We start from the raw sequence: 15,696 nt of genomic DNA, 5'->3' as shown, positions 1-15,696 counted from the left end.
TAGACCCTCGTGAGCTCACCCGATGCGGTCGTCTGCCTCGTGGGTGCCGTATTCGCCGAGCCCAGTGAGGATCGCCCGTCCGAGGGTGTGGAAGTGCAGGTTGAAGCCGAGAACTGCGGGGGTCATGGTGTTTGGGATGTCGAGACGTTCAACATCCACAGCGTGGACCACAAAGAGGTAGCGGTGCACGCCTGTGCCCTCAGGCGGAGCCGCGCCCGTATAGCTCGTGAGTCGAACTTCGTTTGGCAGGGTGACGGCCTGCGGCGGGAGAAGCGCGCTGTCGGGGGATCCTGCGCCGGTTGCGAGGTCGGTGATGCCAGCAGGGATGTTCAACACGGCCCAGTGCCAAAAGCCAGAGGCGGTTGGGGCATCCGGGTCGAAGCAGGTGACGGCGAAGCTCTTGGTTTCGGCTGGAAAACCAGACCAGCTGAGCTGGGGCGACGTGTCGGTCCCGCCGTTGTCGGTGTCGTAGTGGATGCTTCCCATAAGCGTTCCATCGCTGATATCGGTGCTCGTGACCGCAAACTCTGCAACGGGATCAAGGAGGTCGTATGGATTGTAATTCAGCATGAATACTCCGATCACAGTTGGTGTGATCCCAGCCTAGGGCGCAGCGGTCATCCATACCAGGAGTGCAGCAACCGTGCCCGGAAATATGCGTATGCTGGGCGAATGGCTGAGATTAAATATGTGGCGCTCGGAGACAGCTTCACCGAGGGTGTTGGTGATGATCTTCCCGGCGGCGCATATCCGGGAGACCGGGTCAGAGGGTGGGCCGACCTCGTTGCGGAGGGGCTTGCCCGCTCATCCACAGACCCCGTGTACTACGCCAACTTCGCCATCCGCGGCCGGTTGCTTGGCCCGATCATCGCGGAGCAATTGCCGCCTGCCTTGGCCCTCGCCCCAACCATCGTGACGTTTAACGGCGGAGGCAACGACATCCTTCGACCAAAGGCAAATCTCGCCCATCTGGTCGCGCAGGTTGCCGACGTTGTGCATCAGGTGAAGCAAACCGGTTCGCAGCTTGTGCTTCTGAGCGGGGGAAACCCAACAAAGGGCCTCCCGCTGCGCGGAGCCATCGAGAAGAAGGGTGATGCGCTCAACGACGCCGTGCGTGCCCTCGCGGCAAAGAATGCGCTCCCGTTTGCGGATAACTGGACCGACCACGAACTGGCTGGTTCCCAATACTGGGCCCTCGACCGGCTGCACCTTAACGAAATCGGGCACCACAGGGTGGCCGCGCGCGTGCTCGCCGCCATGGGGGTTGAAGCCCCCTCCGACTGGGTCACGCGGGCACCGGCTCCGCGGGCGAAGCCTGGAGCACGCGAGAATGCCAAGTACTACCGCGAACACGTTATGCCGTGGGTGCAGCGCAGGCTCACCGGACGGTCCTCTGGTGACGGGCGCGTGGCGAAGTATCACGAATGGACCCTGATCAGCCCAACGCCGCCGCAGGAGTAATGATTCGCCGTTCTGCCTGCAGCGTCAGCGAGACAGTGCCAAGATGGAACCATGACTGTTGACACCGCGATAGCGCGAGCGCGCGCCGATCAACCGGGACTTCACGAGGAACTTGTTGCCATTCGGCGCGAGCTTCACGCGCATCCAGAGGTCGGGCTCAACCTTCCGAAGACCCAGGCCACGGTGCTTGACGAGCTGGCAGACCTCGATCTGGAGATCACGGTTGGCGAGCAACTCTCATCCGTTGTCGCCGTGCTTCGCGGGACAAAACCCGTCGACCCTGCCCTTCCCCGACGATCGGTGTTGCTCAGGGCAGACATGGATGCCCTCCCCGTTGTCGAGAAGACCGGCCTGCCATTCTCCTCGCAGAACGGCAATATGCACGCGTGCGGTCACGACCTCCACGTGGCTGGACTTCTTGGCGCGGCCAAGCTGTTGAGCGCTGCTCGCAGTGAGATTGCCGGTGACGTCATCCTCATGTTCCAGCCTGGCGAAGAGGGGTACGACGGGGCGAAGATCATGCTTGATGAGGGCGTGCTTGCTGCATCAGGCAACTACCCGGATGCCGTATACGGCGTCCATGTGCTTGCCGACCTCCCGACCGGCCTGGTCATGACTCGGCCTGGTCCATATATGGCGGCGTACTCGCAACTGAACGTGACCGTTCACGGCAGGGGTGGGCACGGATCGCGTCCCCACGACACGCTCGACCCCATCCAGGTTGCCGCCGAGATTATCGGCTCGCTGCAGACCTACGTCACCCGCAGATTCAACGTGTTCAACCCAGTGATTCTGACGGTTGGTGAGTTCCATGCCGGTACTGCCACCAACGTTGTTCCCGATATGGCCGAGTTCAGGGCTGGGGTTCGGTATTTCACGCCTGCCATCGAGACACGCCTCGCCTCTGAGCTGCCCGAGCTCATCCAGGGCATCGCGGAGGCGCACGGGCTCAGCGCCCAGGTGTCCGTCATCCCGCTGCTTCCCGCCGCAATCAATGACCCGGCAGAGGCCGAGCTGATGATCAGCACCGCGACGGCGCTCTTCGGAGCTGATCGCATCGAGGTCGCCCAAGATCCCCGCACCGGTTCAGAAGACTTTGCCTGGGTTATGCGCGAGGCCCCCGGTGGCTATGCGCACTTTGGTGCGGGCACCAGAGGGCTTGAGCCGTCGGAATGGGCGCCGAATCATTCCCCTAGGGCGATTTTTAACGATGATGTGCTCATCGACCAGGCCGTGTTCCTTGCCAGCATGGCGATTAACCGGCTGGATATTCCTGCGCCAGCCGAGCGTTCAGCTCACGACCGGATGCCTGTGCGCCCGGCACGACCACGGGCCGTTACCGAGGGATAACCCGCTCAGCAACGGACCAGTAGCGCTTAGGCGCACAGACGGCCGCTTAGGGCTTGAAAGCTTCGCTGATTGCGTAGCTGTCTTCGTGCATGTGATAGCGGACGATATTCCCTTCCTGTACGGTGAAGCGAATCGCAAACTGGTTGTCGAAGGTCTTGCCCGTTTTCACAACGCGGAATCGTGAGTGGCCCGCTGCAACTGCTTCCTCCCCGTCAACGATCATCGCGTCGAGAGTGAACTCTTCTGGTTCGGTCAGCCCATCCCGCATAAGCATGGTGAAAAATTCGGCGACCTGGGTCTTGGTCGTTCGGATGCCCGTCCATGGAACATTCGGTGCGCCCGGAACCGCAAAGTCTACGGTTTCGCCAAACGTGTTGATGACGCCGTCGAGGTTCCCCGTCCCAAATGCGGCAAAAAACGCATCGACGGTTGTTTTGGTTTCGCTCATGGTGTGATTCCTTGTCAATATAATTCCAACTGGACGGTTGGAGTCTAATCGTGTACTACTCTTAATTGCAACTGAGTAGTTGGAAAATGAACGAGGTGCAGCGTGGCGTGGGATACGGAACGAACTCGACAGCTCCTCCTTGACGCCGCAGTGACCGAATACGCGGCACACGGGCCAGAGGGAGCGAGGATAGACAGGGTGGCCGCTGCTGCTGGAGTAAATAAGGAGCGGATTTACCAGTATTTCGGTGGTAAACAGAAACTGTTTATCGCGGTCCTTGAGTCTGAACTGGCAAAGCTAGCAAGTGCTGTGCCGCTGACAGCAGCACAGGCTGCCGATCTTGGGAATTACGCCGGTCAGGTCTTCGACTATCACCTCGCGAATCCGCATCTCCTTAGGCTCATGTCGTGGGAAGCGCTCCAAAGCCCAGAGGTTGGCCTCGCGGCAAAAGACGAGCGAGCCGCCCACTATGCGGATAAGGTTTCGGCCGTGGCCGCCGCCCAGCTCAGCGGCGAGATTGCGTCAGACCCGCAGGCTCCATTCTTGTTTTCTGCCGTCATGGCGATCACCACGTGGTGGTTTACCTCAGCAAATATTGCGAATCTGATTACGGCCGGCACCGAATCGGACGACGCGCAATCACGTCGAGAAGCCCTTGTCAGCATGGTCAGGCGACTGACCGCGCCGCCACCTGTCGTGGGCTACGACCGTTCGCTGCGGTAAAAACCAACAATTTGTTGCAGAACGCCAAAAATGCATGCCGCTGTGAATGAATGTGCTAATGTCGCAGAGAAGCCCTGATCCCCCCGGCGCGTAGCGGGGGAGTCTGGCTGGCACCGTATCGGTTCAGAGTCGAACCGAACCACTCAAGTCGTAAGGACCCTCCATGTCGCTACCAAGCCCCCACGAGAATGTCACCAGCCCTGAAGGCCAGCCAAAGCTTGCCCGCAACCTGTCGAACAGGCACCTGCAGCTCATCGCCATCGGCGGTGCGATCGGAACGGGCCTCTTTATGGGATCGGGTAAGACGATCTCGCTTGCCGGCCCATCCATCCTGCTCGTGTACGCAATCATTGGGTTCGCGCTGTTCTTTGTGATGCGCGCGCTTGGCGAGCTCCTGCTCTCCAACCTGAACTATCGCTCCTTTGCCGACTTCGCCGGCGACCTACTCGGGCCGTGGGCAACGTTCTTCACCGGCTGGACCTACTGGCTCTGCTGGATCGTCACTGGCATCGCTGATGTGGTCGCCGTGGCCGGCTACATCGCGTTCTGGGCGCCGGATGTCGAGCCGTGGATCCCCGGACTCGGCCTGATTGTCGTCCTGCTGGTCCTCAACCTTCCGACGGTTCGCAACTTTGGCGAGATCGAGTTCTGGTTTGCCCTCATCAAGATTGTGGCCATCGGCGCCCTCGTTGTTGTTGGTGTGTACATGCTCGTTACCGCGTTCAAATCGCCCTCCGGCAACGTCGCAAGCATCGCAAACCTGTGGCAGCACGGCGGATTCTTCCCGAACGGGGTGATGGGCTTTGTCGCTGGTTTCCAGATCGCGGTGTTCGCATTTGTTGGTATCGAGCTCGTTGGAACGGCCGCAGCCGAAACCAAAGACCCGGAAAAGAACCTGCCAAAGGCCATCAACTCAATTCCGATCCGCATCATTCTGTTCTACGTTGGCGCCCTGTTTGTGATTATTACGGTCACGCCGTGGGATCAGATCGACGCCGATAAGAGCCCCTTTGTCGCCATGTTTGCCCTCGCCGGCCTCGGCATCGCCGCCCACGTTGTGAACGCGGTTGTGCTGACCTCCGCAACATCGAGCGCAAACAGCGGTATCTACTCGACCTCACGGATGATCTTTGGCCTGGCAAGCAACGGTGACGCGCCGAAGGCGCTCGGCAAGCTCAACCGACGAAAGGTTCCGGTAAACGCGCTCGTCTTCTCGTGCATCTTCTTGCTCGCCGGTGTTGTGCTGTTGTACGCAGACTCGATCATGGGCGCATTTACGCTGGTCACCACGATCTCGTCGGTGCTGTTTATCTTTGTCTGGTCGATCATCCTCGCGTCGTATATCGTGTACCGCCGCAAGCGCCCAGAGCTGCACGAGGCCTCAAACTACAAGATGCCAGGCGGAATCCCAGCGGCCATTATCGTCTTTGCGTTCTTCGCATTCATCCTTTGGGCGCTCACGCAAGAAGAAGACACCGCGCGCGCACTCATGGTCACCCCGGTGTGGTTCGCGCTGCTTGGCGTCGTCTACTACTTTGTTCGCCGACGCAACCAGCGCCTCCGTGCTGAGCTCGTAACCGCGAGCGAGTAGCGACACCCTCTTCGCTCGCGGGGTGCGCTTTTGCTCGTGGGGTGCGAAATATTGCGCCCCACGAGCGAAGACGCACCCCACGAGGGCCGCTTCGAGTGGGCTAGTCGAGCTGGTCGAGGTAGCGCATAATGACGCCCTCGCGGAGCGCCCACGGTGAAACCTCAAGCTTTTCGGCGCCCATGACCGTCATCGCCTCTCGCAGTACGATGCCGCCTGCCGTGATTTGAAACGCTCGGTCTTCGGTGATACCAGGGAGCGCAGGGCGGGCATGGGCCGGAATCTGGGCAAGGCGCGGCAGCCAATTCGACAGCTTCTTCACGCTCAGCTTATTGCGGGCGCGTTTGCCAACCCCGTCGCTCGACGAGCCGGCGAGCTTGCCCAATGACCGGATAGTTTTCGACGAGCCAACGATGTGATCCGGCTTCGGCTGGCCCTCAAAGAGCACCGATGCCTCGGTGATGACCCGATTCGCGTGCTCTGCGAGGTTGATGACCTGCTCCTCGGTTGGCGGGTCGTTATGCAAAAACGAGATGGTCGAACGGCCAGCGCCGAGGGGGAGCGAGACCGCAACATCCGGGTATTCATCGCTTCCCTGCGTGATCTCGAGCGAGCCGCCGCCGATGTCAAACACCAGAATATTTCCGGCTGACCAGCCGTACCACCTGCGGATCGCGAGAAAGGTGAGGCGTGCTTCTTCCTCGCCGCTCAGCACCTGAAGGTCGACACCGGTTTCCTCGTGGATGCGCCGTAGCGTCGCCTCGCCGTTGGTTGCCTCGCGCACGGCGGAGGTTGCCATTGGCAGCAGGGCGTCGAGGTTGTGGGATGCGGCGATGTCGGCGGCCGATTGCACGGCGTTGACGAGCGCATCCACCCCTTCGTCGCTGATGGATCCGTCGGGCGTGATGTAGCGCATGAGGCGCAGCACCGACTTATGAGAGGTCGTTGGCACTGGGCCGGCGCCTGGGTGGGCATCAACAACAAGCAGGTGGACGGTATTTGAACCGACATCGAGTACACCAAGACGCATACTCACAGAGTAGCGGACCCAGCCCCGCCCCAACCTGCATCTATTTGCGACTTTCTGCGCAAAATCCACTCATTTGCGACAGAAAGTCGCAAATAGATGCAGGTTAGGAGGGGAGAGAGATGAGGCAGGTTGGGGAGCCGATCGAGAGTTCCGTGAGGGGTCGGCCAGCGATGCCGGTCGTGGGGCTCACCTCAAGCGCCGTGACGGTGTTTGAGAGTTGATTGGCCACGAGCAGGATGCGACCGACCTGCAGGTGGTGCCTCGGCCAGTCACCACCGCAGCTGAAGTCGGCGAGGGCCTCAACGCGCGACCCTCCATCGTGGACGATGAGGGTTGAGACGACGTTCGAGCCGCGCACGGTCACATAGAGCCGCTCGGTATCAGGGCTCAGTGAGATTTCGGCGGCGGCATCGCGCTCCACGCGGCCTTCAACCGTCGCGCTTGTGCGATCGAGAAGGATGGGGGCCGTCGAGACTTGTGGCTCTTCCGCACCCGTCACAGCGGTGAGGGTTTTGGTGTCAACATCGGTGTATTCGCGCTCAGCGTCAAAATGTGAGCGGCGGGCGGTTCCCGTGCGCAGCACGAGCACCTCGACGGAGTGCTCCGTGACAACATAGACAAACCCGCTTGGGTGCTGTGCCATATGCCGCGGGCCAGAACCTTCGCCAACCGCAACGGTGTGCAGCAGGTTGAGTCCCTTGCCAGCGCAATACTCCCACACCCGAACGGTGTCGTGGCCGAGGTCGGTGGTGAGAATGCGGCCATCTGGCAGGACGGTCGACTGGTGGGCTCTCGACGGACGGATGCCTGGCGCTGCGTAGGGGTCGCGCGAGGGCTCCGCCACCATCCGACTGGTCACGCGTCCAGCCGAATTGAGCTCGTACAGGATCACCTCGCCTGAGCCCCAGCACGTGACCACAAGATATCGGCCCGCCGGGTCGACCCCAACATGGCAGGCGGCCTCGCCCGTCACCACAGCCTGGCCGATCTCAGTGAGTTCGGCTGAACCTGAGACGCGTTGATACGTTTTGAGCAGTTGCGTGAACTCCTCAACCGCGTAGAGGAGCGGGAGCGTTGGGTGCTGGGCAAGAAACGACGGTGACGCTGCCGCGATCGCCCGGCCTGCGGACAGCTCGCCCGCGAGCGAGACACTCAGCGTTGAGATTCCAGTGCCCTCGCCGTGCGGAGTCGTGTACGACCCTATGGCGACCTGGATGCTGTGTTGAGTACCGTCGTTGGTCTGTGGTGTTTGGCTCACGCTTGGCAATCTAGCATGTGAGGTGACAAACGGGTCCGAGATTTTCTGTTTGGCTGCGGATGCCTGCTTTCTGACCCAACTCAGCTTGTGTTCGCCCCATAGTCCGGTTTTTGGTCGAAATGACCGGACTATTGGGCGAACAGATGAAGCGTGGTTAGGCGCCCGTCGAAACCTGCACGGGGGTCGAAAGGGCGCTTCCGCCCGTCGCGAGCCGCATAAGCTCGGTATCGAACTCGATGACCTGCTCGTCTGCGGATGCCCCCGCAACCGCGATATCTTGCGCACGCCCAGCCTCGCGTGGCTTTCTCGACGACAGCCCAGCTCCGTAGGTCAGCGCCAAGAGCTCGGAGACACCCCGCGCAACGCGGTCAGAGAGGGCCCCTGCCCGGTCGCTCGCCCAATCCTCTGGGGCGAAGAAGATTACGGTTGGTACAACGAGGGCTCGCATGTAGCCGAAGAGGGCACGAACCTCAACATCCAGCGCGAGGGAGTGGCGAGCGGTGCCGCCGGTTGCCGTGAGCAGCACAGGCTTGCCTACCGCGGCATCCGAATCGACGATGTCGATAAACGACTTGAAGAGTCCGCTATACGAGCCCTTATAGATTGGGGTCGCCGCGACAAGGGCGTCCGCTGAGGCCACCGCATCAAGCGCATCCTGCAACGGAGCAGAGGTGAAGCCCGTCACAATCGCGTTGGTGATGTCGGTTGCGAGGGTGCGCAGCTCAACGATGCGCACGGTGACTGCTGTGCCGCCTTGGTCGCGCAGCTGGCCCTCGACCTGCTGGGCGAGCATGGTTGTGGTGGATGGCGTGCCAACGCCTGCCGAGATGATGGTGATGCTGGTCATGAGTGCTTCCTTTGCAGGGTGGTGCAGAGTTCGATGAGCTGGTGAAGTTGGGTCTCGCTGAGGGCGTTTCCCATGTGTTTCGCGACGGTTGCGGCGTGTTTGCGGCCGACTTCGCGCTGGATGCTCCGACCAGCATCCGTCAGCGTGACGTTGAGCGAACGCCCATCGGTTGGGTCTGGGTTGCGCCGGACAAGCCCGCGCTGTTCGAGCCGGTCGATCATGCGTGAGAGGGACGGCTGACTGAGCAGGATGCTTTCGTTGAGGTCGGCCGGCCGCATTCCGCAGTCTGGGCCTTTGGTGAGCGAGTAGAGCACGTCGTACTCGCGCATCGAGAGGTCGTTCCAGATTTTCTCGGAGCTGAACTCCCGCATGAGCGTGACCTGGGCCTGGAAGAGTGATTCCCAGGCCTCGTTGGTCAGTCGGATGCCTGGCTTCGACGTCTTTTCGGCCGCGACCGGTTCTGTTGCCGCTTGGTCGCCTCCGCGCGAACCGGCGATACTCACGAGTGATCACGTCCATCGTCAGGCGAGGCGCCGGTGACGTCATCAACCGCAACCGACTGGCCTTCGCGAACGGGCAGCGTGCCCTCGGCGCGGGCTTTGGCGAGGAGCGAAGCGTGCGTTGGGGCATCCGGCGTTCCAGGGGCCTGGCGCTTTGCCGTCTCGGCGCGCAGGGTTGGCAGCACCTCTTCGCCGAGCAGGTCGAGTTGTTCGAGCACGGTTTTGAGCGGAAGGCCTGCGTGGTCGATCAGGAAGAGCTGGCGCTGGTAGTCGCCGAAGAACTCGCGGAAGGTCAACGTCTTGTCGATAATCTCCTGCGGGCTGCCGACGGTGAGCGGTGTTTGATGCATGAAGTCTTCCATGGTTGGGCCGTGACCGTAGACGGGCGCGTTGTTGAAGTACGGGCGGAACTCGTTGCGGGCGTCCTGCGAATTTTTGCGCATGAAGATCTGCCCGCCGAGGCCAACGATTGCCTGCTCTGGGGTGCCGTGGCCGTAGTGGGCGAAACGCTCGCGGTAGAACGAGATGAGGCGCATGTAGTGCTCTTTTGGCCAGAAGATGTTGTTGGCGAAGAAACCGTCGCCGTAGTATGCGGCCTGCTCCGCGATTTCTGGGGTGCGGATTGAGCCGTGCCAAACGAACGGCGCGACGTCGTCGAGGGGGCGAGGGGTCGCGGTGAAGCCTTGCAGCGGGGTGCGGTACTTTCCCTCCCAGTTGACCACGTCTTCGCGCCAGAGGCGGCGAAGGAGGTTGTAATTTTCGAGAGCGAGTGGCACGCCCTCTGCGATGTTCTTGCCGAACCACGGGTAGACGGGAGCGGTGTTGCCTCGGCCGAGCATGAGATCCATCCGCCCGTCGGAGAGGTGCTGGAGCATCGCGTAGTCTTCCGCGATTTTGACGGGGTCGTTAGTGGTGATGAGGGTCGTTGAGGTCGAGAGGATGATCTTCTCGGTTTTGGCCGCCAGGTAACCAAGCATGGTCGTTGGTGACGACGGGATGAATGGCGGGTTGTGGTGTTCGCCCGTTGCAAAGACGTCAAGACCAACCTCTTCGGCCTTCTGCGCGATTGCCATGGTGGCTTTGATGCGCTCGCCTTCCGTCGGCGTGATGCCGGTGGTCGGATCGGTTGTGACGTCGCCGACAGTGAAAATACCGATCTGCATGGTGTTGGTCCTTTCGCCCGCGGTTACCCCCGCGAATTTGTATGCGTTTGCATGTATCTACTGAGTGTAACGAGCGCACGCTGAGATTATTCCCAGAATGATCCGTATGCCGTTCTGGCGTGTTTTTCCCTACATAAAATGGAGAAATGTCGCATCCCCCCACATCTCAAACCAGTCGCGAACCAGCTGCCGTTCGACGGAGCCGGCTCTGGGGAATCCTCATTGCTGCGGTCCTTGGGCTGCCGGCGCTCATCCTCAACATCCTTCGTCTGGTTCGCAACAACAACGACGTCAGTTCGAGCGGGCAATCACATGACGCGCTCTTCTGGGTCACGGTGATTTCTTCAGTACTTGCCGTCCTCGGGCTGGCCTATCTGTGCGTGCTACTGATTGTGCGAGGCAACGCTAGTCTCAGCCGTGAACTGCTGGCGCGGTATCCGATGGGCATCATACGCATTGTGGTGCGCTATCCGATTACGCAGCAGGGCTACCAGCTGGTCTCTGCCGGGCAGGTCTGGCAGGGCGTTGCGTTGCCTCAGGCGAAGCTCCCGAGATTTGCTGGCCTTGTTGTTCTTCCCGACCGGATACTCATCGTTACAGGGGTGAAGCATCTCGATCGGCCCGTCACCGTGCTGCGGCGCGACATCCTCTCGCTCGAACTCGAAAACGTGGATGGCCTGTATGGCAGAGCCTCCGCCCTGTCGTTTGGTATCAATACAATCAGCGGCCCAGTCAGGCTGGTCCTGCCGATTGGCGCTGGAAAAACAGGGATGACGATGCTGAGTCCGTCGCGCGTTGACCGCCTCGCTCAGGAGATCGCTCAACTCGTGCGCCTCGACGAGGGGTAACCGCAATCGAGAAGGAACCGCAATCCGAGGGGGTAACGCAATCGAGGGCGGGAAAACCACGGCAATTTCACTGAAAAACGCTGTTTTTCCCGCCCTCGATGTGGCTTGTGCGCGGTCGTTGTGATGGACTGGTTAAGCGGCGGAAGCCTCGTCGAGGGACGCGAGCTCCTCTGGCGTGAGTACCACCGTGGTTGAGGCGATGAGATCGGTGAGCTGATCAACCGTGCGGGCACTCGCAAGCGGCGCAACAACGGTCGGTTGCTGGCGGAGCCAAGCCAGTGCGATGCTTGTTGGCTGCACATTGTGGTGGGCTGCAGCGGCGTCGAGGGCCGCAAGCACACGCTGGCCGCGGTCGTCGAGGTACGCAAGTGCCCCGTCAGCACGTGGGCTGAGCGATTGTGCGTCCTTGCCTGCCTCGCGGTATTTGCCAGTCAAGAATCCCTTCGCCAGTGAGAAGTATGGGAAGACGCCAAGGTTTTCGCGCTCGGCCCGCTCGCGAAGCTTTGCCTCGAATCCGCGCTCGACCAGGTTGTAGTGGGGCTGCAAGGCTACAGCCTTGTGAAATGCATTCTCATTGGTGATACGGAACCACTCGTCGATGCGGGCCGCCGAGTAGTTTGAGATACCGATGTAGCGGATCTTGCCCTCCTCAACGAGGCGGTTGAGGGCACCAATGGTGTCTTCAAGCGGAACGGTTTCGTCGTCAAAGTGCGCATAGTAGAGGTCGATGTAATCGGTTCCGAGACGGCGGAGGGATGCGTCGGCTGCGGCGCCAATGTTGTCCGGTTTCAGGCCGAGGTATTTTGGGTGCGTGCTGACCTTGGTCGCGATGATGACGTCATCGCGGTTGCCCCTCGCATCCACCCACTCGCCAATCACGGTTTCGCTCTCGCCGCCCTCGTTGCCGGGAGCCCAGTGCGAGTAACCGTCGGCCGTGTCGATGAAGTTGCCACCGGCGGCGGTAAAGGCGTCGAGCACGTCGAAGGACGTTTCCCGGTCGGCTGTCCAACCAAATACGTTGCCGCCGAGCGCGAGGGGAAACACCTCAAGGTCTGACGAGCCGATCTGTACTCGGTGCTGGGTGGTCTCTGGGATGGCGCTGGTCATGACTGACTCCTTTGAAGTGGCGAATAGGTTGGCTTGGCCGACGTATGTGCGTGAACGCTACTGCCTCTTAACGCTACTGCGCATCGGGCGCCCGCGCTGACATCCCGTAGCGATTTGTCACACACGGAGGACGGCCTCGGCCTGCGCTTGAGGGTCGCAGGCCGTCAACGGCCACCGCGGTGCACAGACGTCAGGCCGCCCAGAGCGATTGGAGGTTGCGCAGTCGCTTTGCGCCGGCGCGCATCATGATGAGGATGCCGATGCCGCAGATGATGCAGCCAATCAGGAGGATGACGAGGGCACCCTCGACGTCGGAGGGCTCGCTCGTTACGAGACTGAGCAGAAAAAGCAGGATGGGCAGCACCGCGAGTGGCGCTCCGACGATGAAGAGGAGCGCTCCAAACCACGCCGAAAATGGCATCCTGGTAGGGGCGGCTCCGCTGCCTGGTGCCCCGGAAGATCGGAACGGAGCGTTGCCTGCGTAGCGTTGGGCGTGCGCCTCGGCAGAGGAGGCGGAAGGGCCAACCAGGTTTGGCCCGTTGCTGATGAGGACGCCGTTGAGCACGATGCCGTTGGATGTTGTGTTCCGTGTGGAGGTCGCGTTGCTCTGGGCGCTCGACGTTGGTGCCGTCGTGTGGCTGTTATTTGCCGCCGTTTGGCCGGGTCTTGTCGGCTGGCCGAGAGGCGCGGTTTTGTCCTGACCGGCGAGCCGCCACGGACGACGCCGCGACGAGGAGGTTGCCTGTGCCATAAGGACGAGCCCTGCTATCAGGATGGCAAGCGAGATTCCGCTCAGCAGAAGCGCGTTGAGCAGCTCTGGAGATGCGACGACATCATCGGAGACTCCAACCGCGGCCGCCAGGACCGAGATGAGGCCGATGCCCCCAAAGACGAGCCCAAACATGAGGAAGAACGTTCCGGCGAGATATCTCCAGATGACGCCGCGCAAGCGCCCGGCAGCGTCGGGCGAAGCAGAAGGAACTGAGGCTGCGAACGACGTCGTCATAGACCGAGTCTAAACGGTGAGTGCACGATCGCGCCCTGGCGATCTAGCGGATGTTTGTTGGGCGGAGTAGCGTGGCCCGCATCCAACATCTCCGGTTGAGCAGAAGGAGCAGCACATGTTTGAACACACCTACGCGTTTAGCGGGTTTTCCGTTGACGACCTCGCCGCAGCCAAGCACTTTTACGGCGACGTGCTTGGGCTGCGGGTGAGCGAGCAACACGGGATGCTGACCTTGCAGATCGAGGGCGGTCACAACATCCTGGTCTACCAGAAGCCCGATCACGAGCCGGCGACGTTCACGATCCTGAATTTTCCGGTTGACGATCTTGAAGCCGCCGTGCGCGAGCTCACCGAACGCGGTGTCGAGTTCGAGCGCACCGAGTGGTCAGACGAGCTTGGTATCAATCACAGCCCGGCAGACCAAGACGGACCAGACATCGCCTGGTTCAAAGACCCGGCCGGAAACTTTCTGGCGGTGCTTGCGGGCTAGCAAGCTCGTGGGGTGCAAACACGCAAAAACCGGCCCGAAAAGGGCACCCCACGACGAGAAACGCGCCCCGCGACATACAGGAAAGCGGGGGCTTCCCAATGGGAAACCCCCGCTCGCTGTGCGTACTGGCTAGCTGCGGCCGAGAGCTGCGAAGCGGAACTTATACGTGTCGTCGAGGGTATCCTCGAGTCCAGTCACGTTTTTCTTCGCAACAACCGTCTCCTGCCCCTGCAACAGCGGGATGACCGAGGCCGAGTCGGCAACAAGCGCCTGGATCTCTTCGATAGTTGCCGTGCGGGCGGCCGGGTCTGCCTCTGTCGCCTGCTTCTCGATGAGGGCATCAACGGCAGGGTCGGAGAAACCGTTTCCGAGCGAGCTACCGGTCGTGGAGTAGGTCACGCGCAGGAAGTTGTCTGGGTCAGGGTAGTCAGGGAACAGCCCAAGCTGGAAGGCCGGGTATCCCGTTTCCGGGTTCAGACGCTTCACATAGCTCGTCCACTCGGTCGTCTGCAGATCTACGGTGAAGAGGCCGTCAGCTTCAAGCTGCGACTTGATCTGTCCGTATTCTTGCTCGGAGTCGGGGCCGTAGTGGTCGCTGGTGTACTGGATGGGAAGCGATACCGGGGTCTGCACGCCGGCATCCGCAAGGATCTGCTTTGCCTGCTCGGCGTTTGGTGTCTCGCCGAAGCGCTCCTTGAACGCCTGCGTTGCGCCATTCTGCCCGTCGAGCACAACGGAATAGGCGGGCGTGTAGGTGCCGTTGAAGACATCATCGGCCAGCGCATCCCGGTCGATCAGCGAGGCGGCAGCCTGTCGGATGGCCAGCTTCTGTGCGTCGTCGGCACCTGGCTGGGTGTTGAGGTTGAAGGTCAGGAAGCGAACCGATCCGCCTGGACCCTGCACCACCTGCAGGTCGTCGTTTTTGCTCAGATCGCCGATATCGGTCGAGGTGAGGGAACGGTAGGCAACGTCAATCGCACCGTTCTGGATGTCGAGGCGAAGGTTTGAGGAATCGGTGTAGGGCTTCAGGACAACGTTTTCCGTCACTGGAGCGGACCCGTCATAGCTCGGGTTGGCTTTGAGCGACAGCAGCCCGCCCTTCTCGTAGGCGTCAATGATGTAGGGGCCAGAGCCGACAACCTGTGAGTCTTCAAGCAACTTGTCTGCAGGGAAGACCTCGCTGTCAACGATGGGTGCCGCCATGCTCGTGAGCACGTAGGGCCAGGTTTGGTCGTTTGCGACCTTGAGGGTGAAGACAACCGAGTTGTTGTCGCCCTCTTCGACCTTGTCGAGGTTGGCGAGCAGCGGTGCCGGGCCGCTTTCAAGGTTGATCGTGGTGACACGGTTGAAGGAGAACACCACGTCCTCTGCCGTGAGCTCATTTCCGTTTGAGAAGGTGAGGCCGTCCTTTACGATGCACGTGTAGACGGTTGGCTCGGTGAACTCGCATGACTCGGCAGCATCGGGAACGGGGGTCACATTACCCGGCTCGTATCCGAGCAGTCGCTGGTAGATCTGGTTCTGCGGGGTAAAGCTTCCGCGGTCCCACGCACCGGCGGGATCGAGCGACACAATAGCGTCGGTCGTGCCGATGAGGAGGGCGTCGGCCGAGGCAGAATTGTCCGGCGTTGAACCTTCTGGCGCACAGCCTGTGAGGATAACGGCGGCGGCGAGGCCAAGGGCCGCCGCGCTCACGGCCGTTCGGGGCGTGTTGAACTTCATGATGGGTGATTGCTTTCTGTGTTGGTGATAATCACCAATTGCTGACGGTGGGTGCTGAACAGGGATACGTGGGGGATGCGTGTGGGTGCGCCAAGCGCACTGCTTGCCGCCGGGTCGGAACACTGCGGCGACGACGGATGCCCGGCCGTGTTTTG

The 15,696-nt window shown here is 61.2% G+C and carries 16 protein-coding genes; 6 read left to right on the top strand and 10 right to left on the bottom strand.

What is annotated here, in order from left to right:
- Positions 1-15 precede the first annotated feature (15 nt).
- Complete coding sequence (locus tag FHX76_RS05250; RefSeq protein WP_167148591.1) at positions 16-570, bottom strand: YbhB/YbcL family Raf kinase inhibitor-like protein; 555 nt, start codon at positions 568-570, stop codon at positions 16-18.
- 102 nt (positions 571-672) lie between these two features.
- On the opposite strand from FHX76_RS05250, the gene FHX76_RS05245 reads away from it, so the two are divergent.
- Both FHX76_RS05245 and FHX76_RS05240 read left to right on the top strand, forming a co-directional pair.
- Entirely contained in the window at positions 673-1,461 is a 789-nt protein-coding gene (locus FHX76_RS05245) for an SGNH/GDSL hydrolase family protein (protein WP_167148589.1), read from the top strand.
- 51 nt (positions 1,462-1,512) lie between these two features.
- Positions 1,513-2,811, top strand: a complete 1,299-nt coding sequence (locus FHX76_RS05240; protein WP_167148587.1) for a M20 metallopeptidase family protein — start codon at positions 1,513-1,515, stop codon at positions 2,809-2,811.
- A gap of 46 nt (positions 2,812-2,857) precedes the next feature.
- Here the strand turns inward: FHX76_RS05240 and FHX76_RS05235 are convergent, their stop codons facing one another.
- Complete coding sequence (locus FHX76_RS05235) at positions 2,858-3,259, bottom strand: nuclear transport factor 2 family protein (RefSeq protein ID WP_167148585.1); 402 nt, start codon at positions 3,257-3,259, stop codon at positions 2,858-2,860.
- Between the two features lie 102 nt (positions 3,260-3,361).
- Between FHX76_RS05235 and FHX76_RS05230 the strand changes: the two genes are divergently transcribed.
- Both FHX76_RS05230 and cycA read left to right on the top strand, forming a co-directional pair.
- Positions 3,362-3,982: a TetR family transcriptional regulator gene (locus FHX76_RS05230; protein WP_167148583.1), complete on the top strand. Its 621-nt coding sequence runs from the start codon at positions 3,362-3,364 to the stop codon at positions 3,980-3,982.
- Between the two features lie 163 nt (positions 3,983-4,145).
- The gene (gene cycA / locus FHX76_RS05225; protein ID WP_167148581.1) at positions 4,146-5,573 is read left to right on the top strand and encodes a D-serine/D-alanine/glycine transporter; all 1,428 of its coding nucleotides are present in this window, start codon (positions 4,146-4,148) and stop codon (positions 5,571-5,573) included.
- A 100-nt stretch (positions 5,574-5,673) separates the two neighbouring features.
- Here the strand turns inward: cycA and FHX76_RS05220 are convergent, their stop codons facing one another.
- From FHX76_RS05220 to FHX76_RS05200, 5 genes are all read right to left on the bottom strand, one after another.
- Complete coding sequence (locus FHX76_RS05220) at positions 5,674-6,600, bottom strand: Ppx/GppA phosphatase family protein (protein ID WP_167148579.1); 927 nt, start codon at positions 6,598-6,600, stop codon at positions 5,674-5,676.
- A 103-nt stretch (positions 6,601-6,703) separates the two neighbouring features.
- A complete protein-coding gene (locus FHX76_RS05215) occupies positions 6,704-7,858 on the bottom strand; it encodes a lactonase family protein (RefSeq protein WP_341777868.1) in 1,155 nt (384 codons plus the stop codon).
- A gap of 154 nt (positions 7,859-8,012) precedes the next feature.
- Positions 8,013-8,705: a CE1759 family FMN reductase gene (locus FHX76_RS05210; RefSeq protein ID WP_167148577.1), complete on the bottom strand. Its 693-nt coding sequence runs from the start codon at positions 8,703-8,705 to the stop codon at positions 8,013-8,015.
- A complete protein-coding gene (locus tag FHX76_RS05205) occupies positions 8,702-9,208 on the bottom strand; it encodes a MarR family winged helix-turn-helix transcriptional regulator (protein WP_341777867.1) in 507 nt (168 codons plus the stop codon). The genes FHX76_RS05210 and FHX76_RS05205 overlap by 4 nt, the downstream gene beginning before the upstream one ends.
- On the bottom strand, positions 9,205-10,368 hold the full coding sequence (locus FHX76_RS05200) for an LLM class flavin-dependent oxidoreductase (protein ID WP_167148575.1): 1,164 nt from the start codon (positions 10,366-10,368) through the stop codon (positions 9,205-9,207). The genes FHX76_RS05205 and FHX76_RS05200 overlap by 4 nt, the downstream gene beginning before the upstream one ends.
- 146 nt (positions 10,369-10,514) lie before the next feature.
- On the opposite strand from FHX76_RS05200, the gene FHX76_RS05195 reads away from it, so the two are divergent.
- Positions 10,515-11,216 (top strand): hypothetical protein, encoded by a 702-nt coding sequence (locus tag FHX76_RS05195; protein ID WP_167148573.1) that lies wholly within the window; start codon positions 10,515-10,517, stop codon positions 11,214-11,216.
- Between the two features lie 132 nt (positions 11,217-11,348).
- Here FHX76_RS05195 and FHX76_RS05190 read toward each other — a convergent pair whose 3' ends face one another.
- On the bottom strand, positions 11,349-12,323 hold the full coding sequence (locus FHX76_RS05190) for an aldo/keto reductase (protein ID WP_167148571.1): 975 nt from the start codon (positions 12,321-12,323) through the stop codon (positions 11,349-11,351).
- A 190-nt stretch (positions 12,324-12,513) separates the two neighbouring features.
- Positions 12,514-13,329 carry a hypothetical protein gene (locus FHX76_RS05185; protein ID WP_167148569.1) on the bottom strand — a complete coding sequence of 272 codons (816 nt, stop codon included), beginning with the start codon at positions 13,327-13,329 and terminating at the stop codon, positions 12,514-12,516.
- 115 nt (positions 13,330-13,444) lie between these two features.
- Between FHX76_RS05185 and FHX76_RS05180 the strand changes: the two genes are divergently transcribed.
- A complete protein-coding gene (locus FHX76_RS05180) occupies positions 13,445-13,819 on the top strand; it encodes a VOC family protein (protein WP_167148567.1) in 375 nt (124 codons plus the stop codon).
- Positions 13,820-13,948: 129 nt separating this feature from the next.
- Here the strand turns inward: FHX76_RS05180 and FHX76_RS05175 are convergent, their stop codons facing one another.
- Positions 13,949-15,541, bottom strand: coding sequence for an ABC transporter substrate-binding protein (locus FHX76_RS05175; protein ID WP_167148565.1), 1,593 nt, complete (start codon positions 15,539-15,541; stop codon positions 13,949-13,951).
- Positions 15,542-15,696 lie beyond the last annotated feature (155 nt).

The organism is Lysinibacter cavernae (assembly GCF_011758565.1).
Taxonomy (GTDB): domain Bacteria; phylum Actinomycetota; class Actinomycetes; order Actinomycetales; family Microbacteriaceae; genus Lysinibacter; species Lysinibacter cavernae.
The sequence above is the reverse complement of the archived record's forward strand: the minus strand, read 5'-3'. Positions and strand labels throughout refer to the sequence as shown.